Origin of the sequence: Microbacterium elymi (genome assembly GCF_021582895.2) — a bacterium.
GTDB classification, from domain to species: Bacteria; Actinomycetota; Actinomycetes; order Actinomycetales; family Microbacteriaceae; genus Microbacterium; species Microbacterium humicola.
Genome location: NZ_CP091139.2, coordinates 2,388,966 through 2,404,518 on the forward strand (window position 1 = coordinate 2,388,966; position 15,553 = coordinate 2,404,518).

Consider the following 15,553-nt stretch of genomic DNA (forward strand, 5'->3'; position numbering starts at 1 on the left):
TACCTGCGGAGCCGTGTGCTCCACGCCGCCCATACCCGCCGCGGCGCAGTCGCGTCCGGCAATCGCACGGCGTGCCGCCGGCGCGCTCGATCCACGACGAAGGAGATCCGCGATGATCACGACGGCCGCGGTGGTCGGCTCCGGCTACATGGGCGGCGGGATCGCCCAGGTCCTGGCCCTGGCGGGGCGAGACGTCGTGCTCGCCGACGCGACCGCCGAGCTGGCCGCGACGAACCGCGAGCGCATCATCGCCGAAGCCGGCGAGCACGCGGCCCGCGGCATCCTCCCGCCGGATGCGGGCGAGCGCGTGGGCGACCGGCTGACGGCTGCGGCATCGATCGAGGAGGCCGTCGCCGACGTCGACCTCATCGAGGAGGCCGTTCCGGAGATCCTCGAGCTCAAGCACCAGACCCTGCAGCGCATCAGCGCCGCGTGCCGCGCCGACGCGCTCATCGGCAGCAACACGTCGACCATCTCGATCGCCGTGCTGGCCGAGGCCGTGCACGGCCCGGAGCGGTTCCTCGGCGTGCATTTCAGCAACCCCGCCCCGTTCATCCCGGGCGTCGAGGTGATTCCGCACGAGGGCACGCGCGCCGAGGCGGTCACGGCCGTCGTCGACCTGCTGGCCGAGGGCGGCAAAGTGGGCGTGCCGATCGCGGACGTCACCGGCTTCGTGCTGAACCGGCTGCAGTACGCGCTGTTCAGCGAGGCCGCGCGACTGGTGGACGAAGGCGTCGCGACCCCGGAGGCGATCGACCTGATCGCCCGGACCACCTTCGGCTTCCGCCTGCCGTTCTTCGGGCCGTTCGCGATCGCCGACATCGCCGGGCTGGACGTCTACGAGTTCTGCTACCGCTCGCTGCACGGCGCGTATCCCGACCGCTTCACCGCCCCCGGCATCCTCACCGAGCGGGTCGAGCGCGGCGAGAACGGCGTGAAGTCCGGTCGCGGGTTCCTCGCCACGCCGCCGGAGCGGGCGCCCGCACTCGCCGCTTATCGCGACCAGGCCTACGCGGCCCTCTCCGAGCTCGCTGCACCGCCTCGGGGACGCACCGGTGGACTACTGACCGCGGCGGGATTTCCGGCGATGCGCGGGGAACTTCCGATCATCCCTTGACATCGCCACGGGTCGGATGCCAAAGTTCTCTACAACGTTGATCTACAACGTTGTAGACCACTCTCCCGCAAGGGAGCGGTCGCGCACCGACGAAGAAGTCCAGCAACCGAAAGGAACTCCAGTGAAGACGAAGCCTGTCCTTGCTGTGGTGGCCGCGCTCGCACTGTTCGGCGGGCTGACCGCCTGCTCAGCCGGTGGAAGGCAGCGGATCCACCGGCGATCCCAACGCGAACGCCAACTGCACGAACAAGATCAAGAAGCCCGATGCGCCGATCGTGACGCTGTGGGCCTGGTATCCCAACTCCGAGGCCGTCGTCGACAACTTCAACGAGGCGAACGACGACGTCCAGGTCTGCTGGACGAACGCGGGCGCCGGCGGCGACGAGTACGACAAGTTCCAGACCGCGATCTCCGCCGGCAGCGGCGCTCCCGACGTGGTCATGGTCGAAGGCGACCGGATCGCCTCGTTCCAGGTGCAGAAGGCCCTCGTGGATCTGAAGGACCTCGGTTACGAAGATGTCAAGGACAACTTCAGTGCGGGCGCCTGGAAGGACCTCTCGGTCGGCGACGGCGTCTATGGTGCGCCGATCGACGGCGGCCCGATGGGCATGATCTACCGCACCGATGTCTTCGACAAGTACGGCATCACCCCGCCCACCACCTGGCAGGAGTACGAGGCGGCGGCGCAGAAGGTGAAGGATGCCGGCGGCCCGTTCTTCGGCGACTTCGCCGCGAACCAGCCGGCCTATGTCACGGCCCTGATGTATCAGAACGGCGCCGAGCCGTTCACCTACGACCCGGCCGACGAGGGCGCGATCGCGATCGACCTGAACAGCGACGAGATCAAGCAGGTCCTGGACTACTGGGCCGGCCTGGTCTCGAAGAAGCTGGTGAGCACACAGGACCAGTTCACCCCGGAGTACATCTCGGGTGTCATCGCCGGTGACTACGCCACCTATCTCTCGGCGGCGTGGGCTCCCGGGTACCTGCAGGGTGCGGGTGTGGGCGAGGGTGCGGACGCGAAGGTGTGGGCCACCGCGCCGATGCCGCAGTGGGATCCCGCATCTCCGGTCGCCATCAACTGGGGCGGCTCGGCCTTCTCGGTGACGAGCCAGGCCAAGGACCCGAAGCTGGCGGCGAAGGTCGCGTTCGGGGTCTACGCGGATCAGAAGTCCCTGGATGACGGGTGGAAGAACCAGATCATCTTCCCGCTGAACCAGGGGGTGCTCAAGTCCAGCGAGTTCCAGGAGTACAAGGTGCCGTTCTTCAACGGGCAGCAGGCCAACAAGGAGGTGTACGTGCCGGCGGCCAACGCCTACAAGGGCATGACCTACACGCCGATCGGACAGTACTACTACTCGGCGCTGACAAAGCAGATCGCCCGCATCAACGACGGATCGGCCACCGGAGCGGAAGCCGCGGACGCCCTGCAGAAGGACGTCGTGGGCTACGCCAAGGAGCAGGGGTTCACCGTCAAGTGAGCTGACGCCGAGGGCCGGTCCGTGCTCGCGCGGACCGGCCCTCCGGCATCGCTCCGACTCCGGGAGAAACTATGACAGCCTCCACCGCACGTCCCCTCGCGACCCGACGCCGCGCGTCGGCGGGGCGCCAGAACCTCGCCGGATGGCTCTTCGTCGGGCCGTTCGGCATCGTGTTCCTCGCCCTGCTCGTGCTGCCGATCGGCTTCGCGCTCTATCTGAGCCTGTTCCAGAAGTCGCTGATCGGCGGCACGCGGTTCGTCTTCCTGGGCAACTATCTCAAGGCGTTCTCGGACCCGTCGTTCCTGAGCGGCGTGTGGTTCGTGGTTCGGTTCTCGCTCGTGCTCATCCCGCTGCAGATGGCGGTCTCGCTCGCGATCGCGCTGATGCTCGACATCGCGGTGTCGCGGTTCGCCCGCTTCTCGCGGCTGATGATCTTCATGCCGTACGCGATCCCGACCGTGATCGGCGCCCTGATGTGGGGGTTCCTCTACAGCAAGAACTTCGGTCCGCTCGCGGAGCTCTTCGAAACTTTCGGGGCCACGGCCCCTGATTTCCTGAGTCGAAGTCTGATCTTCTACGGCCTGCTCAACGTGGTCACGTGGCAATGGGCCGGCTACTACATGATCATCCTCTACGCCGCGCTGCAGGGGATCGACCCCACCCTGTACGAGGCGGCGCGCATCGACGGCGCATCCCAATGGCAGATCGTCCTGCGGATCAAGATCCCCCTGTTGACGCCCGCGCTTGCTGATCCTCGTGTTCGCGCTGATCGGCACGCTGCAGTTCTTCAACGAGCCGAAGATCCTGCAGCAGCTGGCCGCCGGCGCGATCCCGGACGACTTCACGCCCAACATGTACGCGTATCAGCAGGCCTTCTCGCTGGCCAACTACAACTACGGGTCGGCGATCTCGTTCGCGCTGGGTGCGGTGGTCTTCATCTGCGTCTACATCTTCCTGTTCGCCACCCGCAAGCGAGGGAGCTTCTTCTCATGACCGTCACCCCGATGGAGCTCACCGGCACCGGCAGCAAGCCGGACCAGTCGCGCGCCCGCGCACAGCGCATCCGTCCCCGCGGGCGGATCCCGCTGAACATCGTGCTCGCGTTCCTGATGATCTACTTCCTGATCCCGTTCTGGTGGGTCATCGTGAACAGCTCGAAGACCTCGGCCGGCCTCTTCGGCGGCGGGGGAGCACTCTGGTTCGCCGATGACATCAACTACTGGGGAAACCTCGTCGACCTGTTCACCTACAACGGCGGGCTCTACGCGCGCTGGCTCGCCAACTCCGCCGTCTATGCGCTCGTGGGCGGAGTGGGGGCGACGGTCCTGGCGGTGCTGGCCGGCTACGGATTCGCCAAGTACCGGTTCGCCGGCCGCCGGGCGGCATTCGCGATCCTGCTCGGCTCGGTCATGGTGCCGATGACCGCGCTGGTGATCCCGACGTTCGTGCTGTTCGCGCAGGTCGGGTGGACGAACACCATCTGGGCGGTGATCTTCCCGACCCTGCTGAATCCGTTCGGCGTCTATCTGATGAACGTGTACGCCCGCGACGCGGTGCCCGACGAACTGCTCGATGCCGCGCGCGTGGATGGGGCGGGCGAGTTCCGGACGTTCCTGCAGGTCGCGCTGCCGATGCGCTGCGCCCGGCCATCGTGACGGTGCTGCTGCTGTCGGTGGTGGCGTCCTGGAACAACTACTTCCTCCCGCTGGTGATGCTCTCCGACAACCGGCTCTTCCCGGTGACCGTCGGCATCGGGCTGTGGCAGTCCACCGCATCGACCTACGGCGCCGCCGGCGGCCAGAGCCTGTGGAGCATCATCATCCTGGGGTCGCTGGTCTCGGTGATCCCGCTGATCATCGCCTTCCTCACCCTCCAGAAGTACTGGCAGGGGGGTCTTGCCATCGGCAGCCTCAAGTGACCCGCGGTCCACGCCGCTGCCCTCCGCCCCCCTTGCCCATTGGAACATCCGAGCCCACTGGAAGATGAGAATGATCCGAGCACACCTGACCATCGACCCGCACTTCACGGTCGGTCCCATCAATCGCCGCCTCTTCGGCTCGTTCGTCGAGCACCTCGGCCGGTGCGTCTACGACGGCATCTACGAGCCGGGGCACGAATCCGCCGACGCGGACGGGTTCCGCACCGACGTCATCGACCTCGTGCGCGAGCTCGGCGTCTCGACCATCCGCTATCCCGGCGGCAACTTCGTCTCGGGGTACCGCTGGGAGGACGGCATCGGACCGCGCGCGGATCGGCCTCGCCGGCTCGACCTGGCGTGGCACTCGACCGAGACGAACGAGATCGGCCTGGACGAGTTCGCGACCTGGTTGACGAAGGTCGACAGCGAGCTCATGTATGCGGTCAACCTCGGCACGCGGGGAGTGCTCGACGCGCTCGACGTCCTGGAGTATGCGAACCTGCGATCGGGCACCGCATGGTCGGATCGGCGTCGGGCCAACGGGCATCCCGAACCCCACGACATCCGGATGTGGTGCCTGGGCAACGAGATGGACGGTCCGTGGCAGCTCGGCCACAGCAGCGCGGAGGAATACGCGCAAGCTGGCGGCGAAGACGGCGCGCGCCATGCGGCAGCTCGACCCCGACCTCGAGCTGGTGGTGTGCGGCAGTTCGGGCGCGCAGATGCCGACGTTCGGCGACTGGGAGCGCACCGTGCTGGAGGGCACGTACGACGAGGTCGACTTCATCTCGTGCCACGCCTACTACGAGCCGTCCGGCGACGACTACGGTAGCTTCCTGGCCTCGGCCGTGGACATGGACCGGTTCATCGACGCCGTGGTCGCGACCGCCGACCACGTGAAGGCGACGCGCAACACCGACAAGACGATCGACATCTCGTTCGACGAGTGGAACGTCTGGTGCCAGTCCCGCTTCAACGAGGTCGACAAGATCACGGATGTCGACGAGTGGCCGGTGGCGCCGCGCCTGCTCGAGGACTCGTACTCGGTGCTGGACGCCGTCGTGTTCGGGAACCTCATGATCTCGCTCATCCGGCATGCCGACCGGGTGACCTCGGCAAGTCTCGCGCAAGCTGGTGAACGCGATCGCACCGATCATGACCGAGCCCGGTGGGCCGGCCTGGCGACAGACCACGTTCTACCCCTTCTCGCTGACGTCGCGCCTCGCGCGGAGCCAGGCGCTCGAACTCAAGCTGGACAGCCCGGCCTACCGGACGGAGCGCTACGGCGAGGTCTCGCTCGTGGACGCGGTGGCCACGCACGACCCCGCGACCGGCGGCACGACGGTGTTCGCCGTGAACCGGAGCCTGACGGATGCCGTCGCCCTCGAGATCGCCTCACTGGCGCTCGGCGCGGTGAGCCGCGTGGACGCCACCTCGATCTTCGACGACGACATCCACGCCGCCAACACCCTGGACCAGCCCGATCGCGTCATGCCGAAGCCGAACGAATCGGCCGCACTGGTGGACGGCGCCGTGAGCGTGACGCTGCCGCCCTGCTCCTGGACGGTCATCACGATCGACTGAACGACCGACTCGGGCTCCCAGGTGCGGCTCGGGCAGGAAGGACCCACGATGACGCAGCACGACGTGCTCCGAGTGGAGGGCGCCCGCATCACGGCGGCGGGTGTCCCGCTGACGCTTGCGGGGATTCGGCCTGGGCGGCTGGATGAACATGGAGAATTTCATCACCGGGTACGCGGGGACGGAGTCCCAGCAGCGCCGGGCGCTGCGACGCGTGCTGGGCCAGGAGGGGTATGAGCGCTACTTCGCCCGCTTCCTCGACTCCTTCTTCACCGACGAGGATGCCGCGTTCCTGCGGTCGCTGGGACTGAACTCGCTGCGCATCCCGTTCCACTACCGCCACTTCGAGAGCGACGACGAGCCGTTCGTCGTGGACGAGGAGGGCTTCCGCCTGCTCGATCGCGTCGTCGACACGTGCGCGCGCCACGGCATCTACACGATCCTCGATCTGCACGCGGTGCCGGGGCGGCAGAACCAGCACTGGCACAGCGACAACCCCACGCAGTGGGCGGACTTCTGGGCGCAGCGGCAGTTCCAGGACCGGGTCGTGCGGCTGTGGGAGCGGATCGCCGACCACTATCGCGGCAACGCCTGGGTCGCCGGCTACAACCCCGTGAACGAACCCGCCGACGCGCACGGGAAGGCGGTCGGGCCGTTCTATCGGCGGCTGGAGGCCGCCATCCGGGCCGTCGATCCCGACCACATCCTGTTCCTGGACGGCAACCGGTATTCCACCCAGTTCGACCAGCTCGGCGACCCGCTGCCGAACTGCGTCTACACCGCGCACGACTACGCGCTGCCGGGGTTCGTGGACGGCGGTCCGTATCCCGGGCTCTCGCGCGGCCAATTCGTCGATCGCGACGTCGTTGAAGAGACCTTCCTGCAGCGCACGACGTACATGCGCGAGACCGGCACCCCGATCTGGGTGGGTGAGTTCGGTCCGGTCTACACCGGCGACGCCGCGCGGGACCGCCAGCGCTTCCGGCTGCTCGAGGACCAGCTCGAGATCTTCGCCCGGCATGAGGCGAGCTGGGCGCTGTGGACCTACAAGGACATCGGTTTGCAGGGCGTGGTCACGGTGGATCCGGACTCCGCGTATCTGCGACGGATCGCGCCCGTCCTGGAGAAGAAGGCGCGGCTGGGGGTCGACTCGTGGGGCTCGACGGATGCGGGTGTCCGCGACATCCTCGATCCGATCGAGAGGCTGTTCGAGGAGGAGTTCCCGGACTTCCAGCCGTATCCGTGGGGTGCGCGCCGGTGGATCCATGGCCACGTGCGCCATGTCATGCTCGCCGAGGCGATGGTGGACGAGTTCGCGCGCGCCTTCGAGGGAGTCGGGCCGGATGAGGCGGAGCGCCTGGCCGACGACTTCGGCTTCGCCCGGTGCACGGTGCGCGACGAGCTCGCGGCCATCCTGCGACGCGCGGGGCGCTGAGCCGGCGACGACATGGCGCGGACGCAGCGGGTGACGCTCAAGGAGATCGCCGCCCGGACCGGGGTGTCGATGACCACGATCTCCAAGGTCCTCAACGGCGCCGCGGATGTCTCGTCCGCCACCCGCGAGCTCGTCGAGGGGCACCTGCGCGAGAGCGGCTACCGGCGCCGCAACAGCCGGCAGCGCCGTGAGTATGTCGAGGTCGTCCTGCACGAGCTGGAGGGAGAATGGGCGCTCGCGATCATCGAGGGCGTCCGCGAGACGGCCGCGCAGGCGGGCCTGGTCGTCTCGCTCTCGGTGAGCGGCGACCGGCACGCGCCGGGAGCGGACTGGTTCGACGCCGTCGTCCGGCGTCGTCCGATCGGGATCATCCTCCTGTTCGCCGGCATCGCGGCGGAGGGGCGCGCAAAGCTGACCTCGCGCAGCATCCCGTTCGTCCTCATCGATCCCGCCGGCGACCCCGACCCGGGCATCCCGTCCGTCGGGTCGGCGAACTGGGCCGGCGGGCTGGATGCCACTCGGCACCTGATTGACCTGGGTCATCGGCGGATCGCGGCGATCGCCGGGCCCGAGGATGTGATGAGCTCGCTGGCGCGCGTGGACGGCTACCGTTCGGCGCTGACGGCGGCGGGCCTGCCGGTGGAGTCCGAGCTGACCCGGTTCGGCGACGTCGATCGGGAGAGCGGTGAGCGATTCGCGCACGCGCTGCTGAGCCTGACCGACCCGCCGACGGCGATCTTCGCGGGCAGCGACGTGCAGGCGCTCGGCGTGCTGCACGCCGCGGCGGCTCGCGCCGTGGACGTGCCCGGTCAGCTGTCGGTGGTCGGGTTCGACGATCTCGCGCTCGCCGAGCTGGCGAACCCGCGCCTCACGACGATCCACCAGCCGCTGCGCGAGATGGCCGAACACGCGACCCGTCTTCTGCTGGGGCCCGTGGAGGACCGACAGCTGGGGGTGACCCGGGTGGAGTTGGCGACCCGTCTCGTGGTGCGCGACTCCACGGCGCCGCCAGCACGGCCGCCTCGGTCCGGCTGGTGACGCCGAGCTTGCGCAGGATCGCCGACACGTGCACGCTCGCGGTCTTCACGCTGATGAAGAGCCGTTTCGCGATCTGGCCGTTGCTCAGCCCCTCGGCGATCAGGTCGAGCACCTGGCGTTCCCGCGGAGTGAGCTCGGCCAGTGCCGCGGACGCGTCGACGTCGGCCGCGGCGGGTGCGAGCCCGGATGCCGCGGCGAATGCGGCGACCTCGCGGCGCAGCGGCTCGCGCTGCAGGTCGTCGGCGTGCTGGGATGCCGCGGCCACGGCGGCTGCGGCATCCGTGCGCCGACCCGCCGCGACGAGCGCCCGCGCCTGCTCGAGGCGGACCACGACGCGGAACGTCGCGGGGACGTCGTCGCCGTCGGCGCAGGCGACGGCCGCCTCCAGCGTGTCGGCTGTCGGCGCCAGGAGGGCGTCGAGGATCTGCGCCCATGCCGCGGGGCGCAGCATCTCGGGGATGTCGGACCATGCGGCGCGCACCCGGTCCACGGTGCCGGGCACCTCGTCGGAGCGGGCGCGCAGCGCGGCGATGATGGCACCGGCCTCGAGCAGGATGCGGACGCGGTGGGCGGTCTGCGGCGCAGTGTCGTCGAGCATCTCGTGCACGACCTCCAGCGCCGCGCGCGGGTCGTCGGCGGCCTGCGCGATCGCCAGGCGCGCCTGGAGAGCGTAGTACCAGACCTGGCGTTCGCTCATCGCCGCGGCATCCAGCGCCGCGCGCTGCTCGCGCAGCAGGGCGGCGGCACGGGCGTGCCGGCCGTGCCAGGCGAGGGCGCGCACGCGCGAGGTGGTCGTGTACATGCGGAACACGGGGAAGGTGCGCAGCTCGAGATCGCGCGCGAGCAGCGCGTCGACCCGGTCGATCTCGCCGAGCTCGAGCAGCGCCTCGACCGTGTTCTGGATCATCAGCGAGCCCGAGGTGCGCTCGATCCCCATTCCGCGGGCCTGCGCCGAGCCCTCTTCGGCGACGGTCACCGCCTCGCGGTACCGCCCGAGCATGGCCAGCATGTCGGAGTAGTTGACCTGGTAGCGCAAGCGCGGCGGGGGTGCGGGCGTGTTCCCGGGCGGCGGCGTAGTCGGCGAAGGCGCCGTCCAGGTCGCCGCGGTGCGCGCGCGACGTGCCGCGCAGGTTCCGGGCCACCGACATCTGCTCCTCGACACCCGCGCGCACCGCGCAGTCCCAGGCGCGGCTGGCGGCGTCGATCGCGTCGGCGATGTGCCCGGCGACCATCTGCCGGCCCGCGTACTGGCACAGGACGATGGCGCTCAGTTTGTCGTCGTGCACGCGGCCGTCCATGATGTCCAGCGCCTCCGCCAGCAGCTCGGCGGCACCCGGTCGGCCGAGGTTGACCAGATACATCGCCTTGTCGCGCAGGCCGGACCTGCAGGGCGGGGTCGATCTCGGTCGTGCCCGCCTCGGTCAGTGCGCCGTCGACGACGGTGAGGGCGCGCTCGCTGTCGCCGGCGTTGCGCAGGATCGAGCCGATCCGCAGCATCAGGGTGATCCGGTCGATGCCCGCCGCGTCTTCGGCGTCGTCGACCTGATCCCACAGCTCCAGGACCAGCCGGCCGAAGCGCGCCGCGGTCGAGAACGCATAGCGCGCCTTGGCGGACCACATCGCGGCGGTCGCGGCCACGAGCGCGCGGCGGCGGTCGTGCGCGAGCTGCCAGTGGTGGGCGAGCGCGGCGTGCAGGTCGCGGCGGGGGTCGGCGTCGGCGAGGCCCTGCAGGTGCTCGGCGAAGGCGCGGTGCAGCGCGGCGCGCTCGCCCGGGAGCAGCTCGTCGTGGACGGCCTCGCGCAGCAGGGCGTGGCGGAAGGTGTACCGGTCTTCGTCGACGACCAGGATGCCGGTGCGCATGGCCTCGCGGATGCCGTCGTTCAGTCGCGGCCCGTCCAGGCCGCTCAGCGCGGTCAGCGTCTCGTGCTCGAGCGGGGAATCGGATGCCGCGGCGACGCGGACGACGGCCGCGGCATCCTCACTCAGCTGCTCGTAGCGGGCGAGCAGGAGGTCGCGCAGGGTGTCGGGCAGCGTCGCGGTCGCGCATCGCGACAGCTCTTCGACGAAGAACGGGATGCCCTCGGCACGCTGGGCGAGGCCGTGCAGGATGTCTTCGTCGTCGATCGTGGCCAGCGCCGAGACCAGCGCGTGGACGGATGCCGCATCCAGCCGCTCGAGGGTGATGCGTTCGATCAGATGGGCCCGCTCGGCTTCGCCGAGCACGAGCCGGACCGGATCGTTGCGGCCGCTTTCGTCGCTTGCGCCAGGCGAGCACGACGAGCAGCCGCCCTCGGGTGACCACGCGCAGCAGGAAGGACAGCAGCGTGAGGGTGCCCCCGTCGGCCCAGTGCAGGTCCTCGATCATCAGGACCAGCGGGCGGGTGTCGGCGAGCGATTCCACCGCGGTGACGAACGCCTCGCGCAAGCCGCTCGGGGCTGGTGTCGGGGCGCGTGGCCTCGGGGGAGTCGCCGAGCTCGGGCATCAGGCAGCTGCAGGCCGCCCGGCCGGGGCCGGCCGCCTGCATCACGCGGTCGGCGCCGCGCTGGGCGACCAAGTCCCGCAGCAGTCCGAGGATTGCGCCGTAGGCGACCGGCGTCCCGCCCAGGTCGAGGCATCGGCTGGTCGCGATGTCGGCCTGCCCGGCGACCGATGCGGCGAACTCGCGCAGGCAGGCGCGACTTGCCGATGCCGGCCTCGCCCGCCACGACCACCGCGGACGGCTCGCCCGCCGATGCCCGCGCGAACGCGGCCTGCAGGCGAGCGAGCTCGTCGTCGCGGCCGACCATCCGGGCGGCGCTCGACGGGGCATCGGCGGTGAAGGGCATGCTCCCATCGTGCCAGCCACCACGGACACCCGTGCGGCCCAGAAGGGGGCGGACGGTCACCGGGCGGAAGCGGTCTCGCACGGTGCCGGGCGCGAGGGTGCCGCCGCACGTCCGGAGACGATGCGGCGCAGGCATCCGCCGCCACCAGCCTGCGGGCCGACGGTGGATCTGTTCGGGGTGATCCAGGATGAAGCGGCGGCGCTCGGCGTTGCGGGCGCGCTCCTCGATCTCCTGGGTGATGATCGTGTAGCCGATTGAGGGGTGCATGGTCATGATTTCTCCTTCGATGCACCTTCTACGCTCGGCGCTAAGGTAGCCCCCTCACATCGGACGGATGCCGTATTCCTGCGCGTGCGTGCCTCAGACGCCGGTCAGCGCGTCGATGGCGGCGCGCACGCGGCGCGGGGCGCGGTGGTGGCCGGCGGTCAGCGCGACGATGGAATTCGTGCCCGCCGTGTCGCGGACGGGGATGAAGCGGACCTGGCGGCCGTCGTAGGTGTCGTTGGTGGCGGGCGGGCTGTTGACCAGGGAGTACCCGTAGCCGCGGGCCACGAGCGAGAAGATCGTCTGGATGTTGCCGCTGGAATAGCGGATCCGCGGCTCGCCGCCGACCGCCCGCAGCTTGCTCGATGAGCCGCTCGATCGTCGGCGGGACGCTGAGCAGGATCGCATCCAGCTCGATGAAATCGGCGACGTCGACCTCGGTGCGGGCCGCGAGCGGGTGCTCGGCGGGCAGCACCAGATGCAGACGCACGTCTGCGAGGTGGTCCTGCCTCAGGTCGTCATCGGCCTGCTGGCTGTACACGAGGCACAGGTCGAGGCGCCCCATCCGCACCTCCTCCTGGATGTCGTGGGCCGAGCCCTCGACGAACTCGACGGTGACCTGGGGATGCTCGCGGTCGAACCGCGTGATCAGCTCGGGGATGAGCCGGGGCGAGAGGGTGAAGCTCGAGCCGATGCGCAGCGTGCCGGTCAGGGCGGTGACGCTGTCGGCCACGACATCCAGCGCCTCGCCCACCGTGTCGAGCACGCGCCGCGCGTGCGCCGCGAACAGGTAGCCGCGGGGCGTGGGCACGACGCGTTTGGACCGGGTGCGGATGAGCAGGTCGGCCTCGAGGGTGTTCTCCAGCTGGGCGACGGCCATGGACAGCGCCGCCTGGGAGATGTGCTGGGCCTTGGCGGCGGCGGTGACCGAGCCGTGATCGACCACGGCGACGAAGTACTGCAGCTGGCGCAGAGTCACATCGTGCATAAGCATCCTTGATCGAAGCGTTAAGAACAATTGACTTTTCATATCACGGTTCGGCCTCCAGAGTGGACAGTGCTCATCGCAGACGGCGGTGGATCCGTGCCGCGGGCGAGGGAAGGGAGACCAGGATGGCCGAGATCGAACCGGGGCTTGCGCGTGATCACCCTCGGCACGGCCGGAGGTCCGCGGTGGTGGGGTTCGGGCAGCCGATCCTGCGCACCGGGATCGCCACCGCGATCGCCGTGGGCGACGTCTTCTATCTCGTCGACTGCGGTCACGGCGTCGGCCGGCGCCTGAACGAGGCGGGCCTGGGCATGAAGAACCTGCGGGGCATCTTCCTGACACATCTGCACTCGGATCACACCATCGATCTGGCGAGCCTCGCGGTCTTCGGGCTCTACGAGATGGCGGACCGCACGGACGCGCCGGTCCGGCTGCTGGGCCCGGGCGATCGCGGTGCGCTCCCGCCGGTGTCGCCGCGGGCGACGGTGCCGCCGCAGCCGGTCGCGCCGCACTGCCCGACTCCGGGGACGCGGCAGATGTTCGAGACGCTGATCGCGGCACATGCCACCGATCTGAACGACCGGGTGATGGACGGGCTGCGGCCCAACCCGATGGAGCTGTTCGTCGCGGAGGACATCGCGATCCCCGCGGGATCCGGCTACAACCCCACCGACAACCCGACGCCCCGGATGGCGCCGTTCGAGATCTACCGGGACGACTTGGTCACGGTGACCGCGGTGCTCGTCGAGCACCCTCCGATCGCGCCGGCCTTCGCGTTCCGTTTCGACACGGCATCCGGCTCGGTGACCATCTCGGGTGACACCGCGCCGACGGCGAACATGGTCGAGCTGGCGCGCGACACGGATCTGCTGCTGCACGAGGCGATCGACTTCGACTTCGTCGAGGCGATGTATGCCGGGCGGGTCGACGAGGGCTCCCGCGCCTCGCGCGACCATCACTACAAGTCGCACACCTCGGTGCGCGACGCGGCGCGGATCGCGACCGCAGCCGGCGCGCGTCGGCTCGCGCTGCACCACCTCGTGCCGGGGACGGCACCCGCCGCGGTGTGGCAGGCTGCGGCGGACGACTTCGCGGGCGATTTCATCCTGCCCGACGACCTCGACGTCATCACCGTGCAGCCGGCGCCCGCGCCGGTCTGACGCGACACCACCCCGCCTCTGCCCAACCCCGGGCGACCCGATTGTCGATTCAAGGAGGAATCGTGACCGAATCCATCAAACCCGCCGAGCCACAGCTGGAATCCGCCGACACCCAGACGGTCGTGCAGGCAGTCGCTGAACACCCCCGACATGCGCAGGATCCTGTCGTCGAGCTTCATCGGCACGGCGATCGAGTACTACGACTTCATCCTCTATTCGGTGGCGTCGGCCGTGGTGTTCGGCCACGTGTTCTTCACGTCGCTGCCCGAGCCGGTGGCGATCTTCGCGTCGTTCGCGACGCTGGCCGTCGGGTACCTCGTCCGTCCGGTGGGCGGCATCGTGTTCGGGCACTTCGGCGACCGGATCGGCCGGAAGAAGATGCTCGTCCTGTCGATGCTCATGATGGGTGTGGCCAGCACCGCGGTGGGCGCTTGCCGACGACTGCGCAGATCGGGGTGGCGGCGCCGCTCATCCTCATCTGCTTCCGTCTGATCCAGGGATTCGCGGTCGGCGGCGAGTGGGGCGGCGCGGCGCTGATGGCGCTCGAGCATGCGCCGCAGCGCAAGCGCGGGTTTGCGACGTCGTTCGCGAACGCCGGCGGGCCGGCAGGCGCGATCCTGGCGACGCTGGTCGTCTCGCTGGTCTCGGCGATCACCGGTGAGCAGTTCCTGGTGTGGGGCTGGCGGATCCCGTTCCTGTTGAGCGCGGTGCTGATCGTCATCGGGCTGATCATCCGGTTGCGCGTGACGGAGTCGCCGCTGTTCCGGCGGCTGGAGCAGTCGAGTCAGAAGCGCAAGCTGCCGCTGGTCGAGGTGCTCACGCATCACTGGCGTGCGGTGGTGTGGGCGCTGCTGGCCACCATGAGCTTCTACTGCTGCCAGGGCATCGTGACAGTGTGGGGCGTCGCGGCCTCGGTCGAGGCGGGTGCCGATCGCACTGAAGTGCTGAACTGGAAGGCGATCGGTGCGGTCGTCACGCTCATCATCACGTTCGCGTCCGCGCGGTTGAGCGACCGGATCGGACGTCGGACGGTGCTCATCACCGGCGGGGTGCTCGGGATCGTGGCCGTCTATCCGCTGCTGCTCCTGCTGACCAACGGGACGGTGTGGGGCTTCGCCACCGCCGACATCATCGGCAACGGTGTGATCCAGGGCCTGCTGTACGGGCCGATCGGCGCGTTCATCGCCGAGCAGTTCCCCACACGCGTGCGCTACACCGGTGCATCGCTGGCCTATCAGGGCGCGTCGACGCTTGGTGCGGGATTCACTCCGATGATCGTGAGCGGTCTGCTTCTCGTGGCGGGCGGGTCGCTGTGGGTGGTCGCCCTGTTCTGGGCCGCAGTGCTGGCCGTCGGCATCCTCGCCGTGGCGCGCACCCCGGAGGGCTCACGCCGGGCGCTCACCTGAGTTCGGGCGATCGCGTCGCGGGACGGAGGCCGCTCTCGGCGGCGGTCCGTCTCGGCGCGACCGACCGGTTATCATTGACAGATGTGTTCGCGCCCCGGGCGTCGAACGCATGGAGACGTCGCATAGTCAGGCCTAGTGCACCACCCTGCTAAGGTGGAGTCCCCGTAAGGGGACCGAGGGTTCAAATCCCTCCGTCTCCGCCGAAAAATCCCTGGTCATCTCGATGAGCTCGGGATCGTGCCGGACAAGCCACTGCCCTACTGGGGATGGGGGAGCATCCCCGACCAGTACGGAAGGAACTGGGACGGCGACGACGGCGAGTCCCCGATGCCGCAAGCG

Annotated in this window: 11 protein-coding genes, 1 tRNA gene and 3 pseudogenes; 11 read left to right on the forward strand and 4 right to left on the reverse strand. The window is 69.4% G+C overall.

The genetic code is table 11. From position 1 onward, the window contains the following. The first annotated feature begins 112 nt into the window (after nucleotides 1-112). The 7 genes and pseudogenes from L2X98_RS12935 (at nucleotide 113) to L2X98_RS12965 (ending at nucleotide 8,570) form a co-directional block, all read left to right on the forward strand. Nucleotides 113-1,067 (forward strand): annotated as a pseudogene (locus L2X98_RS12935) (3-hydroxyacyl-CoA dehydrogenase family protein). Between the two features lie 244 nt (nucleotides 1,068-1,311). After that, nucleotides 1,312-2,598 carry an ABC transporter substrate-binding protein gene (locus L2X98_RS12940; protein WP_259611168.1) on the forward strand — a complete coding sequence of 429 codons (1,287 nt, stop codon included), beginning with the start codon at nucleotides 1,312-1,314 and terminating at the stop codon, nucleotides 2,596-2,598. 71 nt (nucleotides 2,599-2,669) lie between these two features. After that, nucleotides 2,670-4,253, forward strand: a complete 1,584-nt coding sequence (locus tag L2X98_RS12945; RefSeq protein ID WP_259611169.1) for an ABC transporter permease — start codon at nucleotides 2,670-2,672, stop codon at nucleotides 4,251-4,253. Then, nucleotides 4,250-4,516, forward strand: coding sequence for an ABC transporter permease family protein (locus tag L2X98_RS12950; protein WP_259611170.1), 267 nt, complete (start codon nucleotides 4,250-4,252; stop codon nucleotides 4,514-4,516). The genes L2X98_RS12945 and L2X98_RS12950 overlap by 4 nt, the downstream gene beginning before the upstream one ends. A gap of 70 nt (nucleotides 4,517-4,586) precedes the next feature. Further along, nucleotides 4,587-6,100, forward strand: a pseudogene (gene arfA, locus L2X98_RS12955) (arabinosylfuranosidase ArfA). 148 nt (nucleotides 6,101-6,248) lie between these two features. Then, nucleotides 6,249-7,532 carry a glycoside hydrolase family 5 protein gene (locus L2X98_RS12960; RefSeq protein ID WP_259611171.1) on the forward strand — a complete coding sequence of 428 codons (1,284 nt, stop codon included), beginning with the start codon at nucleotides 6,249-6,251 and terminating at the stop codon, nucleotides 7,530-7,532. 12 nt (nucleotides 7,533-7,544) lie between these two features. Beyond that, entirely contained in the window at nucleotides 7,545-8,570 is a 1,026-nt protein-coding gene (locus L2X98_RS12965; RefSeq protein ID WP_259611172.1) for a LacI family DNA-binding transcriptional regulator, read from the forward strand. 16 nt (nucleotides 8,571-8,586) lie between these two features. Here L2X98_RS12965 and L2X98_RS21210 read toward each other — a convergent pair. From L2X98_RS21210 to L2X98_RS12985, 4 genes and pseudogenes are all read right to left on the reverse strand, one after another. Further along, nucleotides 8,587-9,579, reverse strand: a pseudogene (locus L2X98_RS21210) (helix-turn-helix transcriptional regulator); the annotation flags it as partial. Nucleotides 9,580-10,548: 969 nt separating this feature from the next. Next, on the reverse strand, nucleotides 10,549-10,971 hold the full coding sequence (locus tag L2X98_RS21215) for an ATP-binding protein (protein ID WP_354003054.1): 423 nt from the start codon (nucleotides 10,969-10,971) through the stop codon (nucleotides 10,549-10,551). After that, entirely contained in the window at nucleotides 10,935-11,669 is a 735-nt protein-coding gene (locus L2X98_RS12980) for an ATP-binding protein (RefSeq protein WP_259611174.1), read from the reverse strand. Before L2X98_RS12980 ends, L2X98_RS21215 begins: the two co-directional genes overlap by 37 nt. Before the next feature lie 34 nt (nucleotides 11,670-11,703). Next, nucleotides 11,704-12,648: a LysR family transcriptional regulator gene (locus L2X98_RS12985; RefSeq protein WP_259611175.1), complete on the reverse strand. Its 945-nt coding sequence runs from the start codon at nucleotides 12,646-12,648 to the stop codon at nucleotides 11,704-11,706. Between the two features lie 125 nt (nucleotides 12,649-12,773). On the opposite strand from L2X98_RS12985, the gene L2X98_RS12990 reads away from it, so the two are divergent. The 4 genes from L2X98_RS12990 to L2X98_RS13005 all read left to right on the forward strand — a co-directional run bounded on the left by L2X98_RS12990 (nucleotide 12,774) and on the right by L2X98_RS13005 (nucleotide 15,414). Further along, nucleotides 12,774-13,808 carry an MBL fold metallo-hydrolase gene (locus L2X98_RS12990; RefSeq protein ID WP_259611176.1) on the forward strand — a complete coding sequence of 345 codons (1,035 nt, stop codon included), beginning with the start codon at nucleotides 12,774-12,776 and terminating at the stop codon, nucleotides 13,806-13,808. A 150-nt stretch (nucleotides 13,809-13,958) separates the two neighbouring features. Then, complete coding sequence (locus tag L2X98_RS12995; RefSeq protein ID WP_259611177.1) at nucleotides 13,959-14,300, forward strand: MFS transporter; 342 nt, start codon at nucleotides 13,959-13,961, stop codon at nucleotides 14,298-14,300. Beyond that, nucleotides 14,264-15,214 carry an MFS transporter gene (locus L2X98_RS13000; protein WP_259611178.1) on the forward strand — a complete coding sequence of 317 codons (951 nt, stop codon included), beginning with the start codon at nucleotides 14,264-14,266 and terminating at the stop codon, nucleotides 15,212-15,214. The genes L2X98_RS12995 and L2X98_RS13000 overlap by 37 nt, the downstream gene beginning before the upstream one ends. A gap of 111 nt (nucleotides 15,215-15,325) precedes the next feature. Continuing rightward, nucleotides 15,326-15,414, forward strand: a tRNA-Ser gene (locus L2X98_RS13005). The last annotated feature ends 139 nt before the right edge of the window (nucleotides 15,415-15,553 follow it).